Source organism: Crassaminicella indica (assembly GCF_019203185.1).
In the GTDB taxonomy this organism is placed as follows: domain Bacteria; phylum Bacillota; class Clostridia; order Peptostreptococcales; family Thermotaleaceae; genus Crassaminicella; species Crassaminicella indica.
Window position 1 is genome coordinate 1,164,034 of the sequence record NZ_CP078093.1, and the last position, 19,550, is coordinate 1,183,583.

A 19,550-nucleotide genomic window follows, 5' to 3' on the forward strand; every position below is an offset into this window, starting at 1 on the left:
ATATAGGACAAATATATGATTTCATCCACAAGAATGTAATAGCAAATGGTTTTTATCCACAAGCAAAAAAAAGCAAGTACATCAATGGATATTGATATACTTGCTTTTTTTGATGCTGTTACTTTAAACTAATTTTACTTGATGATATACTTTTTTGCCTTTTTTAATCATGATGGTATCATCTTTAAAATCTTCTTCTTTAACTATATGCTTTATATCTGTAATTTTTTTGCCGTCTAAAGCTATTCCACCTTGCTGAATCAATCTTCTTGCTTCGCTATTTGATGAAGTAAGCTTAAGCTTTGTAAGAAGTGCCATAAGCCCTATACCTTCTGCAAATTCAGAACGTGGTATTTCAGTAGCTGGAATATTTTCACTTGCAGGACCTTTACCAAATAATGCTTTTGCTCCTTCTTGTGCTTTTTTCGCTTCTTTTTCACCATGAACAAGCTTTGTTACTTCATATGCAAGAATTTCTTTTGCTTTATTGATAGCTGCTCCTTCTAGAGAACCCAATTTTTTGACTTCATCCATTGGAAGGAATGTAAGAAGGCTTAAGCATTTTTCTACATCTGCATCGTCTACATTTCTCCAGTATTGATAAAAATCATATGGAGATGTTTTTTCAGGATCAAGCCAAATAGCACCAGATTCTGTTTTACCCATCTTCTTTCCTTCACTTGTTGTAAGCAACGTAAAGGTCATACCGTAAGCAGGACTACTATCTATTCTTCTTATTAACTCAACTCCACCAAGAATATTAGACCATTGATCATTGCCGCCAAGTTGCATTTTACAATTGTATTTTCTATGAAGCTCTAAGAAATCATAAGATTGCATAATCATGTAGTTAAATTCAAGAAAGGACAATCCTTTTTCCATACGGCTTTTAAAGCATTCTGCTGTAAGCATTCGATTTACAGAGAAATGCTTTCCAACTTCTCTTAAGAAAGGAATATACTCAAGATTCATTAGCCAATCTGCATTATTAACCATTATCGCTTTTCCTTCAGAGAAGTCTAGAAATTTTGAAAGCTGCTTTTTAAAGCATTCTGCATTATGTTTTATTGTCTCTGGTGTCATCATTTTTCTCATATCTGTTTTTCCAGTAGGATCTCCTACCATTGCTGTTCCCCCACCGATTAGTACAATGGGTCTATGACCAGCCTTCTGCATATGCATCATTGTAATGGCTTGTAGAAAGTGACCAACGTGTAGACTGTCAGCAGTAGGGTCAAAGCCAATATAAAATGTAACGGATTCTTTTCCAAGAAGCTCTCTAATCTCATCTTCATGAGTAGTTTGTTCAATAAATCCACGTTCTTTTAGTACATCAAAAACATTTGTCATGCTAAAACCTCCTTGTTTTTATAAAAAAAATAAAGGGTTTTATCATCCTAAGGACGAGAAAACCCGTGGTACCACCTTAATTCGCATAAAGCCTCTAACCACGATAACGAGTGGGAACCGTCGAAGTTTTTAGCTTCGAAACTCCAGCCTGTAATTCATCTTACTATGTACTATAGACTTTTCAGCAACCAGTCTATTCTCTGAAATTGTAACCATAGCAGACTACTAAAAGCCTTCATTGTTTTTTACTATACAACTATTCTATCCCATATTAACATAAGTATGTGTGTTATGACAAGATAGTGAAATAAATTGTTAAGAGAAAATTATTGAGGAAAATATTTCATTCTATTGACAAGCTAATACAAAACTGTTAATATGAAGGTTGTCATTTAATAAGACATATGTCAGTTCGCAATATCCTGACATTAAACAAAACTACGGAGGGTGAAAAAATGAAAAAAACAAATTATTTAGTGCAGGCAGCATTGATTGGGGCTATTTATGCTGTACTTACTATTGCGTTTGCACCTATTAGCTATGGGCAAATTCAAGTAAGAATATCAGAAGCCTTAACAATATTGCCGATGTTTACACCTGCTGCTATTCCAGGATTGTATGTTGGATGTATTGTAGCGAACATCTATGGCGGTGGGGGAATGATTGATATTGTATTTGGAAGCTTAGCTACACTTATTGCGGCATTTTTATCTTATAAGATGCCAAAGAAATGGTTAGTACCCATGCCACCTGTTATTGTAAATGGAATCATAATAGGCTTTATTCTAAATTACCTTTATGATTTGCCATTATTTATTACAATGGGTTGGGTAACATTAGGACAATTGATTGCTTGTTATGGATTAGGATATCCATTAATGTTAACCTTAGAACGATATAAGGATAAAATTTTTAAAGCATAAAGGGCCGTCAGAAAATAAAAATTGGCCCTTCCTATTTCTCTCATTCCAGCATAATTCTACATCCTGCTCGTACCATTTTCCTACTATTATCTTTTTTACAGAAACAAGAGATAAATCGCATAGTTCTTTATGTTTTTTTAAAAAAATATCTTTCGTATACCAGTTATCACATAAAAAAATTGTTTGGTAATTGATCGGTGGAATAAAAAAATAATTAACAAAATACAATATGTCAATTTTATTAAAACAATCACTTTAGCGTTTTTTGTTTGATTTTTCTTATCGTGGTTATTGTTTGATTTGAAAAAAAGAAAATCTATTTTATATATCCATAATATAAATAAACCAGAAGCAAGCAAAAAAGAAGAAAATATAACAATAAGTATTTGAACAACTGCCATTTATAACAACTCCTTGTTTTAAATCAATATCATTTTACTTCAAGAAAATAAAATGAATAATAAAACCTAAAGTTAATACAAGTATGCTTAAAAACATAAACAAGACACCTTTTTGGGCCGCTTTTCTATTGTAACTGTTATCTTTTTTTGATGTAAAAAAGGATAAGTGAAACGTCCAATCAAATATAGACTTATACGATACCCCAATAACAGCCAAAACTATAGAAATATCTATAAGAATATGAAATATTACATTTGCAAACTGTGGTTTCATATTTATAATCATTCCTTTCCCTGGGTGAAAGGTAAAAACTGTTTATGCAAGTGGTAATGGTAGGAATCTTTGGAATTATTTAATTCTTTTAAGTTCTAAAAACACTCCATTTCGTACCACAATTATATCAAGTCATCATCTTTCACTATCATTTTTTTATAAAAAGGATTTTCACATATTTGATCGGCATAACTAGCTATTTCTTTGGAATAGACTATCTTTTTGCCTAACATTTCAACAATATCTTCTTTGCCATAAATACTAGGTATTCCTTTAGGAGTAATATTTTTCTGAACTATCCATTCTCCATAAAAGTCTTCAGTAGTTGTCTTTATATTATCTATGCCTACATTATGTATATCCTTATTATATATAGCTGTCATTAAGATAACTATTATTATAGTTATTTTAAGAGTCTTCATTCATTGCACTTTCTTTCTATTTTTTTATTTTCAAATATCTATTTATGAATATGTATACTTTTATCATTAACCATTAGTTTAACGTATATTATCCTATTCTATTATACCACATTCAATTCCATTTTTTAGCATTTATAGTATTCATATTGCTGTTATTTTAACTTCTTCATTTTGTGTTTGCACCAAAATATAGAAGACAAATAATATATGGAAAATCAAAACGGATATAGGTAAAATAATAAGAAAGGTATGTGAACAAAAGGGAGTAGAAATAATAGAAGCTAATGCATGTAAGGATCATATACATATGTTAGTGGAAATCCCTCCTAAATTAAGTGTATCGCAATTTATGGGATATAAAAATGGGTAGCTGTTAACAGAAGAACAGAGACTTGAATTTACTCAAAGACCACAGAATATAAGTTAGTGGGAAATAGAAAAATAGTATACTTTTACAGATCATGACTTAGAAATTATAAACCATCATAGGAGAGACTATAATAAAATAGGTTTTGCTCTTCAACTAGGAATGCTACGGAATCTAGGTTGTAGCTTAAATGATATAAGTGATGTACCTAATTCAGTTCTAAATTATATATCTGAACAATTAAGTATTAACCCAATAGAATTAAAATATTATGCTCAAAGAGAAAATACTAGACGTGAACATCTTCAGGAAATACGGGAAACCTATGGTTATAGAAATTTCGCTGATGAAGCCTATGAATATCTTTTGAAATTAATATTGCCTGCTTCTAACAAAAGAGCAGAAGCTTCAAATAGAGATGATTATTAATGGTTTAGGGGGGGTTATGATTTTCATAGAAACCATTTATAATTTGCAAATAAAACTAATCTTCATGAAAGTTATCTAATATTTTAGAAATTTCTACCACATTATAATTTTTAAATTTTATATTACCCCAAAAACATAAGGATTTTAAGATTATTTCTTGTTTATAGTTATTTAATTTCAATACACTATGAAATTTATTTACTTTAATTAATTTATAGTTTATATTATTTTCAATAAAATAATTTTCTGTAGCTCTTAACATTTCTGACATATTTATCATAAAAATGCTATATCTATCTTTAAAAAATGGCAAAACTGAACATAGCACTAAGGTATATATAAATATTTTTTTGATGTTTCCATTATAAACACTAATTAAACAACAGATTATAAAATATAAAATTATCAAATAAAAATCTTTAAGAATGATTTTTTTTTTAGTAATCAATAATGTCATACTAAAAATAATAAATAATAGTAATACAATCAGTTCAATCATAATTTAAAAGATCTCCTTAACCATTAGGTTAACGTATAATATACATTCCTACTATATCACAATCTTCTTATACTATAAATTTTTAATGGTTGCTTTTTCTATTTCAATTAAATCATCTCATAAATATATTATATCTTCATTATACTAAACAAAACCCAAAACGGTACGCACGGTGGTGTGAGAGGACAGTAATTAAAATAATTAATTACCTTCTACTCGATTATATTTGATTTTTATATTGTTTGACAAGTATTTTTTTTTTATAACATTAAATTCTTCGCATTTATAAACTATAATTAATGTTTTGGTATTTTCCCATTTAATATCTATAAAACTTGAATGATTTCCGATGAAAACATTTCCTACATTATGATTTGTAAATTTTTCTCCTTTTTTAAGTATTGAAACTTGAGGACTTTTACTCGTTGTAGCTCCAGCATCTCTGATAAATCCTATAGCTATGTATTTATTATTAGGACAAGTTGCTTTCTTTATAATCTCATTCTCGGCAATACAAAAAATATCATTTATATTATTGAATATGTACTTTAGCATCAGTAATGATATTATTATTAATATTAATAGTAGTATCTTTTTGAAACTAAATAGTTTATACATTGTTTACCCTCCAGTGAAAGTTTATGATAATAAGCATTAGTTTAACGTAAAATATCTACTGCCTATTATAGCATAATCCAAGGCGATTATTTCCAATTTTTTACTTGTTATTGCACTTTTTACACGAATCGTGGCCGTATCCCATAGCCATCAAGCAAAAAAATCTACTATGTACAAAAGAATTGATTTGGCAGATATAGCAATGAAAATGGATGCAGGCGAAATATTAGAATTAAAGGAAGTTAAATTCCTTAGCTTGATGGCTATGTGTTATTACCCCAAGTAAGGAAAAATTAGCAACGGCATTGTATCTTATAGGACATGCCGTTCATGATGAGAAAACAACTGCAATATATATTGTGATAGTATATATTTGTATTTTCATGCAATATATACTATTATAGTATATATTTGTATTTTCATAGGGAGGGCTAAGTTTGAGTGGTTATTTCTTTATTTTTAAATTTTTATTTATTATTTTAGGACTTCTAATAATACAGATCGCTGCGGGTTACTTTGTTTTTCCAGCTAAAATAAGATTGATGCCCTATTTTAATAAACTAGTTTCAAAAAAGTACTCCATACCAAAAGCAGTGATTTTATTGGTATCTTTCTCAATTTTAATGCGTTTATTATTTTTATTAATAATTAAATCCAATTATGCAAATTAATATTTACATTTATTTTTTATTACCATTTTCAATGATATACGGATCTGACTCACTACCTGTTCTAGCTGTGAAAATCATAGATAATATGCTTAATGATACAAACGGTTTAATTCTTGAAGCCATTAGAGAAAGAACCTTAGCTGGGCTTTCAGCGGCAAGGGCTAGGGGAAGAGTTGGCGGCAGACCACCTGTAATGGATACAAATAAAATTGCTATGGCCAAATCCATGATGGCTGACAAAAGTATCTCTGTTAAAGATATATGCAAAGCTTTTGGTGTGTCAAAATCAACTCTATACAAATACTTAAGTGAAGACAAAAAGGCTTAGAACTATCGCATGACGGATGCAATAGTTCTAATGGAATATCTAAAATCCAATTAGAAGCTCTTATACAATTATGTCAGTACTTATGTAACAAATATAGTATCAGTACTATAAAGGGTCATAGGGAATTAAGATCTACTTCTTGTTCTGGACTAAACTTTCCTTTAGGGGAAGTTAAACGGACAGTATGCAGTATCTCATATGGCGATTGTAATTTTAATACTTATACCGTAAAAGCAGGAGATATCCTATGGTCTATATCAAAATCATTTAATATGACAGTCAATGAACTGATGAAGTTGAATGGTTTGAAGAATAGTTTGATCCATCCAAATCAAGTGTTACGAATTATGTAGAAAATAAAAAAACAAAAAAAGGAGAGATTTATTATGGCAAAAAGTTATATGTTAATGGATATCAGAAATGCCATATGGGATCATATGCGTGATAGACGAAATAGTTTTTATAATTTACCTGAAGATCATAAAATAAAAATTTTATTTGAGATTCTTAGAATATATGGGAAAAGATATACAAGTCTATCATGGAAAATTGCACTACCTTATGATCATAAATGAAACTGCTCTTCTTCTTAACCTGTAACTGTGGAGAAAGGGCAGTTTTATATATTATTTTTGTATAAAAGTAATAAATAAGGAATGTAATAATTTAGAAACATATATATAAGCATCGATATACTCAATATATTTTTTTTAATCTTCACGTTTCTTTTAGTATATTTATTTATAATAATAAGTCCTGTTAATATACCTATAGGAATTCTCAAATCCCATAAATATATTGAGAAGCAATAACTTATATAAAATGCAAATATTTTAATGAAAAACCAATTTTCATTTTCTACATTTTTGGACTTTATAATTAATACCAGTAGCAATATCGACAGCATAAAAACTAATCTATAGATTAAACATATTTTTTCAAAATGAAAATAAAATCTTTTTGCAAATCCTTCTGAACTTATTAGTGTGAGTTCAGCTGTGTGATTATTCCATTCAATCTTACAATTTTCAGTAGTAAGCATACTTCCATCATTATTTATAAATGTTTTAAATATCATATGTCTTAAAATATCATATTTGCTTTTATAAAGTACGGATACAGTATTATCACCTAAAAGAACAGCGCCTTCATCTTGAACAATTAATTGATAATAACCATCTTTTGAGCTAGATATCCCTATATTCTGTACAGATAAAAATGTCCATAGTACGTTGGTTGTAGTAATTATACATAACAAAATAATACTAACATTTATGAAACTTTTTTTTATTTTTGATATAGCTCTATTAATTATATCTATACAAAATTCCATTATGATCAACACCTTTATTATTTTGTAAAAAAATTATACTGACCATTAGTTTAACGGATATTATCTTATTCTATTATACCATATTCAATTCCATTTTTTAGCATTTTCAAAACTCGTACATTCTTCCTTTCAACCTATATAACCATGATATAATATAGTAAAATAGACTATTTCAAGTAATTTTCATAAGGAAATTATCAAACTAAGAAAGTTAAATAGGATTAACCCATTAATATAATGATAGCAACAGAACAATTATAGGAGTACAGTAAAATATAGAGACTTAGAGAAATAAAAAAGAAAAAAGGACAAATCTCGAAAAAGAGATGAGTCCTTTTTGTCGTTTAATGATTTACCGACAGCCATTTTGTTTAAATATTTATACAAGTATATTTAGTGGGATTAAACCAACTGAGACACCTATTACATATAAAAGGAACAACCCATAAACAACAGCCATAATAGATGCATTTTTTTTGCTAACTCCATCTTTTTTAAGAAGCAATGCTGCTGTTGTAAACATAGATATTAACAAGAAAGCAAAGATTATAATATTTTCACCGAAGCTTACAGGGATTTCTTTTTTTGCAATAATCATAGGTACGCCTAAGCAAATACAAATGTCAAATATATTTGATCCTACTGCATTAGATACTGCTCCATCTGCATCACCTAATTTAGCAGATTTTATAGATAAAAGTGTATCAGGAATAGATGTACAAGCAGCTAATATGATTACAGAAACAAGCATTTTTGGGATGTTTAATGTATCTGAAATCACTAAAGCAGATTTTACAATAGCATCACAGCTTACCCATAAAAATGCAATGGCGATAACTATCACACCAAATATTTTTGAATAAGGCATATCGATAAAGTCTTCATCTTCACCTTCATCTTCAAGCTCACGCTGCAATTCTGCTGTGTCAGCAATCTCTTCTCCGAGAGTAAGATCTTCTCTGTATTTTTTTGTCTGATAATATAAGGTTATGATGTACCCTATATAAATACATATCAGAACTATTCCTGAAGCAGGGGAAAATTTGCCTATATAAGATGTAGCTATCAATGTTAATATACTAATAGTATAAAAAATCATATCGCGATATACACCAGATCGATCGGCTTTTAACTTTTCTGTTCCTTTGTATGCGAATATAGAAAGCATTGGAATTAATAGGATGTTAAATATTCCTGAACCAGCAATGGTAGGAACTCCTACATCTGCAAATTCCTTATAAACAATTACAGCTACCATAGCTGTTGAAAACTCTGGGAAAGATGAAGCAACAGCATCAAAGGTTGCACCTCTTACAGAGTTTGAAATTTTTAATTTCAATCCAAGCACGTGTAGAACATCTCCTAATTTATCTGATGCTTGATTTATTACCAATGCAGCAGCAAATAGCATAATAAAGGCAATCCATATATTATTGATCCAATCAAACATTGAATAATCCGTTACAAAATACCTACAAAAACTTATAAACAAACTAAAGATTTATAAGTTTAACGCTTTATTCCTTGTTCATAGAGTCCAGTTTTGCCTAAGCTACTCCTGTTTGATATGACTCTCAAAAGGCGTAAATTCCCCACTAACGAATGGGTACATATCAGTAGTATCTTTTTAAGTGATTAAGCTACCGATTTATCATATTTAGGATAATCTCTAAGGTTAAGGCTTGCGTTAAAGTCCCTATCAATTTCTAATCCACAATTATCACATATATACTTTCTATCTGATAATTTTAAATCTGATTTTACATTACCACAACTTGAACACATTTTACTTGAAGGGTAATATCTATCAGCTATGATTAAATCAACTTCATACCAATTACATTTATATTCAAGTTGCCTTCTAAACTCTCTTAGTGATTGTTCCTGTATTGCTCTTGATACTTTTTTATTCTTTAACATGCCACTTACATTCAAATCTTCAATAACAATATACTTTGGTTTGGCTTTCACCAAAGATGTTGTTATATGATGAATGTAATTGTCCCTTAATCCTTTAATTTTCCTATAAAGCTTTTTTAGTTTATTTTCAGCTTTTATAATATTTTTAGTTTTGTGGTATTCGTAACGGTTTTCACCTCCTTCTATTTTAGTTTTATTCATCTCATATTTTCTTGAAATTTGTCTTTGAAGTCTTTTATATTTCTTAATTAACTTCTTCATTTTTAGTGATTTGTTAATATTCTTATACTTATTACCATTACTAATAATTGCTAAATCTTTTACACCTAAGTCGATTCCTATAGGCTCTGTTTCTTTATCTTCTATTTCAATTTCTTCTTCAATGCCAACACTAATCCACCAGTTAAGACCATCAAAAGTTACCCTTGGATTAATATATTTAATGTTTTCACCTGTCGGTATCCTATCTTTTTCACTCAACTTAATCCAATTTAATTTTTGTCTATTTTTCTTTCTACTTGTAGTTAACTTTTCTAGTTTAACATGAGTATCTGTAAATTTTATCTTCTCTATATCTTGATAAAAGCTAGGTTTAGTTCTTTTTTTAGACTTAAACTTTGGAAATTCACTATATCCATTGAAAAATCTTTTATAAGAGTTACAAGCATCTTTAATAGCTTGTTTTGTGATATTGTTAGAATACTCATTAAGCCATTTATGTTCTTCTGTTTTCTTTAGCTGTGTTAGTTCTTTCCTTAAAACGCTATCATTTAAGAATTTACCACCATTTTTATAATTTTCTTTTTGTCTACCTAAAGTCCAATTATATGCCCATCTGCTTACTCCTGCACATTCAAATAATTTAGTTTTTTGCTTGTTGTTAGGTTTTAACATTACTTTATATGTCCTAATCATCACTTCTCAACTTTCTTATCATTGCAGGTTTTAATTTAGCACTATTATCCCAGTTTCTCAGTGTTTGCTGAGTTTTTCCAATTAATTTAGCAAACTCGCCTATGCTATAATATTTCATATTAGCCACCTCATAATTAATTATGAGTATAAAACTATAGAAAATTACAAGATTTTTATAAAAATTTATAAATATATTTTGGCTTTTAATTTACTTCCTTTTTATTAATTTTCAAAGAAAAAATTTTTATAGCTATAACATATATTTTATCAGTTTATAGAGCTTTTCACAACTAAATGTTTAGAATGTATATTGTAAAATAATACAAATTTTACTTATGGTAGCAGGAAATAATAGGGACTGTGTCGAAATATTTCTAATATGGAGGGGTGAAAAAATGAGTATTAAAAAATTTAATCTGAAGCTATTTAAAAAAGAAAAACTAAAAAATATTAAAAAGAAGGTAAATAGAAAAAAAGGGAATAGGTTTTGGAACGATTTAAAAATAGGATATAAATATGGATTAGTTTTAGCAGTTGTAATCATTTTTTTCAGTATTTCTGTAGGTATGACTATTCATTCCATATTTAATATCAATGAAAATATAAAAAAGATTGAAGCTATTGATCAGCGAAGCATTATGATAACTCAAATGGGTTCAATATTTAGAGAAAAGGACGTACAAATAGGAGAATTTATTTTTTATGGACAAGATAGGTATATTAATGAATACGAAAATACAAGAAGAGATTTTACTATTTTATTAGATGAAATTAAACCTATTATGAATACAAAAGAGCTAAAGGATTTGTATGACAATATTGTTATAAACAATAAAAAAGTGCATGCTATTGTACAGCAGGAAATTGTTCAAGCAGTAAAGCTTAAAAATAATGAAAAGCTTATTGCTGCAAAGAGAAAAACATCTACTATTAGAAAAAATACAGTAGGTTTCTTAAATAAAATGAAAGAGATAATAGAGCAGGATCGTCAAGTGGCAATTAAGCAGGCACATGAAGATATGGAAAGAACTGTGAAAATTCTTTTGATTACGTGTATATGTATTGTTCTATTTAGTGTTATAATTATGTTTATGATAAGCAGGAGTATCAGAGACAATTTAAAAAGTGTCATTCAAATCAGTAACAAAGCGGCTCAAGGAGATCTTACAGTAGAGAGTATTGATTATGAGGGAAAAGATGAGATTGGACAGTTAGCTTCTTCTATTAATCAAATGGTGAATAATCTTAGAGGTATGTTAAATGAAATCGTATATGTATCAGGAGAAGTAAATGCTCAAGCGAATACTTTTATGAATATATCAAAAGAAGTAAGAAAAGGAAGTAAACAAATTGCAGCTACTATGCAGCAAATGGCAGTAGGTGCTGAAGAACAGGCAAATTCTGCAACGGATATTGCTCATGCCATAAATAATTTAAGCAAATTAATAGAAGAAACTAATTTAAAGGGAGAAGAGCTTAAAAAGAGTTCAGAAGAAGTATTAACAGCATCAGAGATAGGAAATCAGAATTTATTAATGTCTGTAGATCAAATGGATGTAATCAATCATATGGTTAAGAATTCTGTTAATAAGGTAAAAAGATTAGATCAAAAGACTCAAAATATATCTCAATTAATTAAGGTTATTAACGATATTTCAGAACAGACAAACCTTCTTGCTCTAAATGCAGCGATTGAAGCAGCACGAGCAGGAGAAGCAGGAAGGGGCTTTGCTGTGGTATCTGAAGAAATTAGAAAGCTTGCAGAGGAAGTTAAAAATTCAGCTTCTGAAATAAGAGAAATCGTGGAAGATATTCAAAATGAATCAAGCAGCATGACAAAAGCATTAGAAGATGGATATGCACAGGTAGAAGATGGAACAAAACAAATAAAGGATACAGAAAAATCTTTTAATAAGATAAATGAAGAAGTAAGAAATATGGTAGAAAAAATTCAGCATGTATCTAAAAACCTAGAGAATGTAGCTTATCATAGTGGTGAAATTGGATCAGCTGTAGAACAGGTTGCAGCGATAGCAGAAGAAAACTCAGCATCTATTGAGCATACATCAAGTCTTGCACAGCAGGAGAATAGTGCTATGCAGTTGATGAAGGAAGAAAATGATAAAATAATTGAAACTATGGAAAATTTAAAGAGCTTAGTAGATTATTTTAAGTTATAAAGGTATATTTTTAGTAAATTTGAAAAATACTTGACAAATAGAAGGAATTTAGATGAATATGAAGAATTCTTACAATGATAGGTAGTCCATAAGAAGATATAAAATAGGAGGTCTTAGTATGGCAATTAGCTTACAAAAAGGACAAAAGGTAGATTTAACAAAAACAAATCCAGGGCTTACAAAGGTGTTAGTGGGACTTGGATGGGATGTAAACAAATATGATGGTGGACATGATTTTGATTTAGATGCTGCTGCTTTTATGTTAGGAGAGAATGGAAAGGTTACAAGTGAGAAGGATTTTATCTTCTATAATAACCTAAAGGATGAAGCACAGTCTGTAATGCATCTTGGAGATAATCTAACAGGTGAAGGAGATGGAGATGACGAACAAATAAAAATCGATTTAAGTAAAGTACCTCAAAATATACATAAAATCGCTTTTACAGTTACTATCCATCAAGCAGAAGAGAGAAATCAAAATTTTGGACAAGTATCTAATGCGTTTATTCGTATTGCGAACGAAGCTACAGGAGAAGAATTGATTAGATATGACCTTGGAGAAGATTTTAGTATAGAAACAGCTGTTGTGGTAGGAGAACTTTATCGCCACAGTGGAGAATGGAAGTTTAATGCAATCGGTAGTGGTTTTCAGGGAGGACTTGCAGCACTTTGTAAAAACTTTGGACTAAATGTATAAAATAAAAAAGGGAGAGCCTTTTATTTTGGCTCTGCCTTTTTTGTCAGATAGATGTTAATGGAGCAGTGGGGTGTAGTTCACGGGATGTATGTTAGGCAGAAATGCGAAATATTTAGCAGGAATTTTTAATAAAAGTTAGAATTAATAATATTATATATAAAGGTTACTTTTGGTTGTAAGAGCAGCCTTATGTTAAGGAGGAGCAATCATGGCGATTAATCTACAAAAGGGACAAAGAATTGATCTAACAAAATCTAATCCTGGACTTTCTAAAATTATAGTTGGGTTAGGATGGGATCCTGCTCAACAAACAAGTGGAGGAGGCTTTTTATCCAGTCTTTTTGGAGGAGGAAATACGCCAAATATCGACTGTGATGCATCTGTGCTAATGCTAGATGCTAATGGAAAGCTTACTAGAAAACAAGATCTTATTTATTTTGGAAATTTAAGAAGTACTTGTGGAAGTGTTATTCATTCAGGGGATAACCTTACAGGGGAAGGAGAAGGGGATGACGAACAAATATTTGTAACCCTTAATATGATTCCTCAAAACATACATAGATTAGTGTTTGTTGTAAATATTTATGATTGCATAAGAAGAAAGCAGGATTTTGGATTAATTCAAAATGCTTTTATTCGTATAGTAAATGGAGCAGACATGAAAGAGTTAATTAGATATAACCTATCAGACGATTATGCAGGAAAAACAACTTTAATAGTAGGAGAAATTTATCGTTATAATGGAGAATGGAAGTTTGCTGCAATCGGTGAAGGAACAAATGATACATCACTTAGCGAAATTGTAAAAAGATATATGTAAGATACAAGGAGGTTGTAACTTATGGGTATTAATTTATCAAAGGGACAAAGAATTGATTTAACAAAATCAGATCCTTCACTTAAAAAGATTATTGTAGGACTTGGATGGGATACTAATAAGTATGCAGGAGGATATGATTTTGACTTAGATGCTTCAGCATTTTTAGCTGGAGAGGATGGAAAAGTTAAATATGATCAGGACTTTGTTTTTTACAACAACCTAGAGGGCGGAAAAGGTTCTGTAATTCATACAGGAGACAATAGAACAGGAGAAGGTGATGGGGATGATGAACAAATAAAAATAGATTTTTCAAAAGTCCCTGAATATATACATACTATTGGTATTACTGTTACAATTCATGAGGCAGAACAAAGAGGACAAAATTTTGGACAAGTTTCAAATGCTTATGTTCGTGTGATAAATGAAGAAACAAATGAAGAAGTACTTCGTTATGATTTAGGAGAAGAATTCTCTATCGAAACAGCTTTAGTTGTTTGTGAAATTTATCGACATAATGGAGAATGGAAGTTTAAAGCGATTGGAAGTGGATTTCAGGGAGGATTAGCTGCTCTTTGCAGAAATTATGGACTTCAAGTAGATTAATAACTTTCATATAAAACCCAAAGCGTTTTACGTTTTGGGTTTTGTATTTAAAAAGTATTTCAAATTATTTATTTTACTATTGGTTTTGACAAATTTTCTTGATACAATTTTTATAAACCAAATAAATTTTGAAGGGGATTCGGCATGAGGTATTTTGATTATTTAACTGATGAGGAGATTAATGCTATTTTTTATTCTCCTCCAGAAGCTTTTCATAAAGATAGTTCAAAAGAAATAGTATCCTATGCTCTTGGTGCAGTTTTATATATGCCTGCTACTAAGGAAAACATTGTAAAGGATATCATACATAAAAAAAATACAGGAATGGTATCTATGGTCATGTGCCTTGAGGATGCTATTGGAGATAAAGCTGTAAGAGAGGCTGAAGAAAAGGTATGTGAAAACCTAAATGCTTTATCTATGGCTGTAAAAGATGGAAGGATAGATTATAAAAATATTCCTTTTATTTTTTTAAGAGTACGGGATGCTGATCAGATGCTTAGGATTGCAGATAAAATAGGAGAAAAGCTTTCATTTCTTACAGGGTTTGTATTTCCTAAGTTTTCATGGAAAAATGGAGAGAACTTTTTTAAAAGCTTAAAAAATATCAATACTATTTTAGGAATTAAGCTATATGGGATGCCTATTTTAGAAACATCGGATATACTTTATAAAGAGACTAGGATGGCATCATTAAAAGGGATTAGGAATATATTAGATGAATATGAAGAGTTAGTACTAAATATAAGATTAGGTGCAACAGATTTTTCAAGCTTCTTTGGTCTTCGAAGGGGTTATGATATGACGATTTATGATATTTCTATAATCAGAGATTGTATTGTAGATATATTAAATTATTTTACAAGGGTGGACAAGGATTATGTTGTATCTGCTCCTGTATGGGAGTATTTTTCAAGTGGAGATAGAGTATTAAAGCCACAGCTTAGAACAACTCCTTTTGAGAAGACTTATGGACAAGAAGGTATTGAAGTTAGAAGAGAATTACTAAATGCTTATTTAGATGGATTGATTCGTGAAGTTTTGTTAGACAAAGCTAATGGTTTTATTGGAAAAACTATTATTCATCCAAGTCATATTACTCCTGTACAAGCATTATATGTGATAAGCCATGAAGAGTATATGGATGCATTAAGCATTATAAAAAATAATGATGGATTGGTTGGAGTAATGAAAAGTCAGTATGAAAATAAAATGAATGAAATTAAGCCTCATCTTAATTGGGCGAAGAAAATACTAAAAAAATCAAAAATATATGGGGTGTATCATGAAGGAGAAAATTTTACAAGCTTGCTTACCAAAAAGACACATTTATAATATACTTAATGATTTACGTGTAGTTATAAATATTACAAAGAATCAATACGAAATTCCTTTGGAGTCGCTTTTTTCAATGGCTGCAAGAAGAAATAAAAAAAGAGGCTTTTTATTTGTCAGTAAAGTTCTTGGAAAGCATATTCCTGTTATTCCACAAATATCGTTACTGACGGGAGCTTTACTTGCTAGAGCATTGATGAAAGAGGTCTATAAAATTGATGACTCTCATACAGAAGATATAGTTAAAGGGATAGTCGATCAAAAAGAATGTAAAAAAATATATGAAAGTATTAGAAAACAGACTATCACACTACCAGAGAAGGCTTTATTGATTGGATTTGCAGAAACGGCTACTGCTCTTGGATATAGTGTTTTTGAAAAACTTCAAAATGTTAGCTATATTCATACAACAAGAGAAGATATTTTAAACATAGCTTCAGAGATTAACTTTGAAGAGGAGCATTCTCATGCTACTACGCATAGATTTTATCCACTAGATAAGGACTTACTTCAGTCAAAAGAGCCTATTGTTTTGATAGATGATGAGATTACAACAGGAAAAACAGTAGTAAATATTATTGAAGCTATACAAAACAAATTTCCAAGAAAAAATTATGTTGTTTTATCTATATTAGATTGGAGAAAAGAAGAGGACATAAAAAGATACGAAGAACTAGAAAAAAGATTAGGGATAAAAATATACACGGTTTCATTAGTTTCAGGAACTATTGAGGTGGAAGGAAAGCCGGTAGATGATGTAGCTATTGAAAAAGAAAATAGAAAAGCTGTAGTAGAGTCGAAAATAAATGTTATCAGATTAGAGGAGCAATATTTTAAACAATTATTATTTTCATCTATAGATAGCCGAGGGAAAATAAATACATGTCCTTATTTAAAGGAGACAGGAAGGTTTGGCATAAAAAGTGAAGCTTGTGAAGAAGTTGGTCATGTATGTAGAAAAATAGGGGAACTTTTAAAAGTAAAAAGAAAAGGAAAAAAAACCCTTTGTCTTGGAACTGGAGAATTTATGTATATTCCTATGAAGATTGCAGCTTATATGGGTGATGGGGTATTATATCATTCTTCAACAAGAAGTCCTATTCATCCTGCTACAAAATCAGAATATGCTATTAAGAATGCTTATTCATTTAAAAGCCCTGATGATCCATTTATCATGAACTATCTTTATAATATTCCTTATGGATATTATGATGACTGTTTTATATTTTTCGAAAGAGAAGTAGCTAAAGAGAGAATGGATGAGATTATGGAAACTTTAAGAAGCTTAGGTATTCCATATATCAATGTGATTGTATGCTCAAATAATTATAAATTGCAAGAACCTAGTAAAATGGGAAGCTATGATAAAGATGATGTTACTTTTTTGTTGAAGGATATAAGCAATATGATGGAAGAGAAGGGAACAAAGGAGCGAGAAAAATTAATTCAAAGTGGTATACATTATTCTGAAATGCTCCCGAAAGAATATAAGCCTACAAAGGAATATATAGATTTATTTCATATTTCTTTAAAAGAATCAGCTAAAAAGCTAAGCTTAGCTGTAGGGGTTGTTGCTGAAAAAATAATAAAAAATAGAGGGGAAAACATTGTTATTGTATCATTAGCAAGAGCCGGAACTCCTGTAGGGATACTTATCAAACGCTATATAGCATATAAATATGGATTAGATATTCCTCACTATAGCATTTCAATCATAAGAGGAAAAGGAATTGATGAAAATGCTATAAAATATATTCTAAAAAAACATCCAGATAAAAGTATTCAGTTTGTAGATGGTTGGACAGGAAAAGGAGCTATTACAAAGGTACTTGAAAAGGCATGCAAGGAATTTGAAGAAAAATACGGCGTTCATTTGAATGATGATTTGGCAGTACTTGCAGACCCTGGATACTGCGTAGCTACATTTGGTACTAGGGAGGATTTTTTAATTGCTAGTGCATGTTTAAATGCTACTGTTTCAGGACTTGTGAGCAGAACTGTACACAGAAAAGATATGATTGGTCCAAGAGATTATCATGGAGCTAAATATTATAAAGAATTAGCTGACGAGGATGTATCGAATCTATTTATAGATACTATTACAAAGGAGTTTGGAGCAGTAAAAGCTTTGGTAGCAGCAGCTATAAATGAAGTACAAGAAACTACGCCAACATGGGCAGGATTAAAGGATATAAAAAATATTCAGAGGGTTTTTGGAATAGATGATATCAATCTTATAAAACCGGGAATAGGAGAAACTACAAGAGTACTATTGAGAAGAGTTCCGTGGAAAATTCTAGTAAAGGATATGAATAATCCTAATTTAAAGCACATTTTATTACTAGCAGAAGATAGAAATGTGCCAGTTGAAATCTATAATGATATGACTTATCAATGCTGTGGAATTATAAAACCTTTAAAAGGAGAAGAAAAATGATCTTTGCAAGCGACTTGGACAGAACATTAATTTATTCAAAAAAATTCATTTCTAATAGAGAAGGTATTAAGCTCATTGAAAAAAAAGATGATGAAGAAATATCTTTTATGACAGAAAAGGCAATAAAAGAGTTAAAAAAATTGAGGGAAGAATTATTATTCATTCCTGTAACAACACGTACTATCGAACAATATGAAAGGATCACACTTTTTCAAGAGGAAGTACCTAAGTATGCAGTTGTTAGCAATGGTGGAAATATATTAATAGATGGAAAAATAGATGTAGAGTGGAACAATTCTATTCAAAGGAAAATAAAAGAGGAATGTCTGCCTTTTGAAGAGGTTTTGCTAAAATTTAAAGAGATTGCATCTAAGGAATGGGTTATAAAAAGAAGAACAGCTGATCAGCTATTTACTTACTGTATTGTTGATAGAAAGAAAATGCCTATAGAAAAAATATATAGCTTCATGGATTGGTTGGAGAAGAGAAACTGGAAGGTATCACTACAGGGACGAAAGCTGTACTTTGTTCCGCATTGTGTATGCAAATGGAGAGCGCTTCAATATATAAAAGAACAAGAAAACATAGATTTTATTATTTCGGCAGGAGATTCACTTTTGGATCTTCCCATGCTTAAACGAGCAGACATAAGCTTTGCTCCTGCTCATGGAGAAATCTATAAAAGCTATAGAGCTGATGGAGAAGCAAAAAATATCATTTTTACAGAAAGGGAAGGTATTCTAGCTGCAGAGGAAATACTAGAAAAAATCAATAGCTATGCGAAGAAAGCAGGATAAATAAGCGGTTAATACCGCTTATTTTTATGTAAAAAGAAAGAACAGGATATTACATTTAATGGAAATATATAAGAATTTATAGAAATTTCGAGCATATGAAAAAGAAATGGCTTTTCTTTCAAAAAATGATAGAATTCTATCGAATTTCACAATTTAGGTACATAGCAATATGGTAATAACTGCTATATACTATAAAATGTGGTGTGTTATATAATTTAATGAAAAATATTT

17 protein-coding genes, 3 pseudogenes and 1 other annotated feature are annotated in these 19,550 nt (G+C 30.0%); of the genes and pseudogenes, 12 read left to right on the forward strand and 8 right to left on the reverse strand.

Annotated features, from left to right (window positions below; translation table 11 throughout):
* Nucleotides 1–123: 123 nt before the first annotated feature.
* Nucleotides 124–1,350 (reverse strand): tyrosine--tRNA ligase, encoded by a 1,227-nt coding sequence (gene tyrS, locus KVH43_RS05490; protein WP_218283841.1) that lies wholly within the window; start codon nucleotides 1,348–1,350, stop codon nucleotides 124–126.
* Nucleotides 1,351–1,396: 46 nt separating this feature from the next.
* Nucleotides 1,397–1,598: a binding site (T-box leader), on the reverse strand.
* A 207-nt stretch (nucleotides 1,599–1,805) separates the two neighbouring features.
* Here tyrS and KVH43_RS05495 point away from each other — a divergent pair.
* A complete protein-coding gene (locus KVH43_RS05495) occupies nucleotides 1,806–2,273 on the forward strand; it encodes a QueT transporter family protein (RefSeq protein ID WP_218283842.1) in 468 nt (155 codons plus the stop codon).
* Nucleotides 2,274–3,070: 797 nt separating this feature from the next.
* Here KVH43_RS05495 and KVH43_RS05500 read toward each other — a convergent pair.
* On the reverse strand, nucleotides 3,071–3,370 hold the full coding sequence (locus tag KVH43_RS05500) for a hypothetical protein (RefSeq protein WP_218283843.1): 300 nt from the start codon (nucleotides 3,368–3,370) through the stop codon (nucleotides 3,071–3,073).
* A 173-nt stretch (nucleotides 3,371–3,543) separates the two neighbouring features.
* Here KVH43_RS05500 and tnpA point away from each other — a divergent pair.
* Both tnpA and KVH43_RS05510 read left to right on the forward strand, forming a co-directional pair.
* Nucleotides 3,544–3,737: pseudogene (gene tnpA, locus KVH43_RS05505) on the forward strand (IS200/IS605 family transposase); the annotation flags it as partial.
* Between the two features lie 90 nt (nucleotides 3,738–3,827).
* A pseudogene (locus KVH43_RS05510) lies at nucleotides 3,828–4,166 on the forward strand (DUF4158 domain-containing protein); the annotation flags it as partial.
* 55 nt (nucleotides 4,167–4,221) lie between these two features.
* Here KVH43_RS05510 and KVH43_RS05515 read toward each other — a convergent pair.
* Nucleotides 4,222–4,665, reverse strand: a complete 444-nt coding sequence (locus KVH43_RS05515) for a hypothetical protein (protein ID WP_218283844.1) — start codon at nucleotides 4,663–4,665, stop codon at nucleotides 4,222–4,224.
* A 201-nt stretch (nucleotides 4,666–4,866) separates the two neighbouring features.
* Nucleotides 4,867–5,283 (reverse strand): DUF5412 family protein, encoded by a 417-nt coding sequence (locus tag KVH43_RS05520; RefSeq protein ID WP_218283845.1) that lies wholly within the window; start codon nucleotides 5,281–5,283, stop codon nucleotides 4,867–4,869.
* A 738-nt stretch (nucleotides 5,284–6,021) separates the two neighbouring features.
* Here KVH43_RS05520 and KVH43_RS05525 point away from each other — a divergent pair.
* Complete coding sequence (locus KVH43_RS05525) at nucleotides 6,022–6,282, forward strand: helix-turn-helix domain-containing protein (RefSeq protein ID WP_218283846.1); 261 nt, start codon at nucleotides 6,022–6,024, stop codon at nucleotides 6,280–6,282.
* A gap of 386 nt (nucleotides 6,283–6,668) precedes the next feature.
* The gene (locus KVH43_RS05535; RefSeq protein ID WP_218283847.1) at nucleotides 6,669–6,857 is read left to right on the forward strand and encodes a hypothetical protein; all 189 of its coding nucleotides are present in this window, start codon (nucleotides 6,669–6,671) and stop codon (nucleotides 6,855–6,857) included.
* Nucleotides 6,858–6,901: 44 nt separating this feature from the next.
* On the opposite strand, the gene KVH43_RS05540 is transcribed toward KVH43_RS05535, so the two are convergent.
* The 4 genes and pseudogenes from KVH43_RS05540 to KVH43_RS05555 form a co-directional block, all read right to left on the reverse strand.
* Nucleotides 6,902–7,615, reverse strand: coding sequence for a hypothetical protein (locus tag KVH43_RS05540; protein WP_218283848.1), 714 nt, complete (start codon nucleotides 7,613–7,615; stop codon nucleotides 6,902–6,904).
* Between the two features lie 379 nt (nucleotides 7,616–7,994).
* Entirely contained in the window at nucleotides 7,995–9,065 is a 1,071-nt protein-coding gene (locus tag KVH43_RS05545) for a sodium:calcium antiporter (RefSeq protein ID WP_218283849.1), read from the reverse strand.
* 185 nt (nucleotides 9,066–9,250) lie between these two features.
* Entirely contained in the window at nucleotides 9,251–10,450 is a 1,200-nt protein-coding gene (locus KVH43_RS05550; protein ID WP_218284087.1) for an RNA-guided endonuclease InsQ/TnpB family protein, read from the reverse strand.
* 25 nt (nucleotides 10,451–10,475) lie between these two features.
* Nucleotides 10,476–10,568: pseudogene (locus KVH43_RS05555) on the reverse strand (MerR family transcriptional regulator); the annotation flags it as partial.
* Nucleotides 10,569–10,845: 277 nt separating this feature from the next.
* On the opposite strand from KVH43_RS05555, the gene KVH43_RS05560 reads away from it, so the two are divergent.
* The 7 genes from KVH43_RS05560 to KVH43_RS05590 all read left to right on the forward strand — a co-directional run bounded on the left by KVH43_RS05560 (nucleotide 10,846) and on the right by KVH43_RS05590 (nucleotide 19,319).
* Nucleotides 10,846–12,630 carry a methyl-accepting chemotaxis protein gene (locus tag KVH43_RS05560; protein WP_218283850.1) on the forward strand — a complete coding sequence of 595 codons (1,785 nt, stop codon included), beginning with the start codon at nucleotides 10,846–10,848 and terminating at the stop codon, nucleotides 12,628–12,630.
* A 118-nt stretch (nucleotides 12,631–12,748) separates the two neighbouring features.
* Nucleotides 12,749–13,327 carry a TerD family protein gene (locus KVH43_RS05565; protein WP_218283851.1) on the forward strand — a complete coding sequence of 193 codons (579 nt, stop codon included), beginning with the start codon at nucleotides 12,749–12,751 and terminating at the stop codon, nucleotides 13,325–13,327.
* Nucleotides 13,328–13,535: 208 nt separating this feature from the next.
* The gene (locus tag KVH43_RS05570) at nucleotides 13,536–14,147 is read left to right on the forward strand and encodes a TerD family protein (RefSeq protein ID WP_218283852.1); all 612 of its coding nucleotides are present in this window, start codon (nucleotides 13,536–13,538) and stop codon (nucleotides 14,145–14,147) included.
* 21 nt (nucleotides 14,148–14,168) lie between these two features.
* On the forward strand, nucleotides 14,169–14,750 hold the full coding sequence (locus KVH43_RS05575; protein ID WP_218283853.1) for a TerD family protein: 582 nt from the start codon (nucleotides 14,169–14,171) through the stop codon (nucleotides 14,748–14,750).
* A gap of 144 nt (nucleotides 14,751–14,894) precedes the next feature.
* Nucleotides 14,895–16,085, forward strand: coding sequence for an HpcH/HpaI aldolase/citrate lyase family protein (locus tag KVH43_RS05580; protein ID WP_218283854.1), 1,191 nt, complete (start codon nucleotides 14,895–14,897; stop codon nucleotides 16,083–16,085).
* Nucleotides 16,036–18,522, forward strand: coding sequence for a phosphoribosyltransferase (locus KVH43_RS13370; RefSeq protein WP_218283855.1), 2,487 nt, complete (start codon nucleotides 16,036–16,038; stop codon nucleotides 18,520–18,522). The genes KVH43_RS05580 and KVH43_RS13370 overlap by 50 nt, the downstream gene beginning before the upstream one ends.
* Nucleotides 18,519–19,319, forward strand: a complete 801-nt coding sequence (locus KVH43_RS05590) for an HAD family hydrolase (RefSeq protein ID WP_218283856.1) — start codon at nucleotides 18,519–18,521, stop codon at nucleotides 19,317–19,319. The genes KVH43_RS13370 and KVH43_RS05590 overlap by 4 nt, the downstream gene beginning before the upstream one ends.
* Nucleotides 19,320–19,550 lie beyond the last annotated feature (231 nt).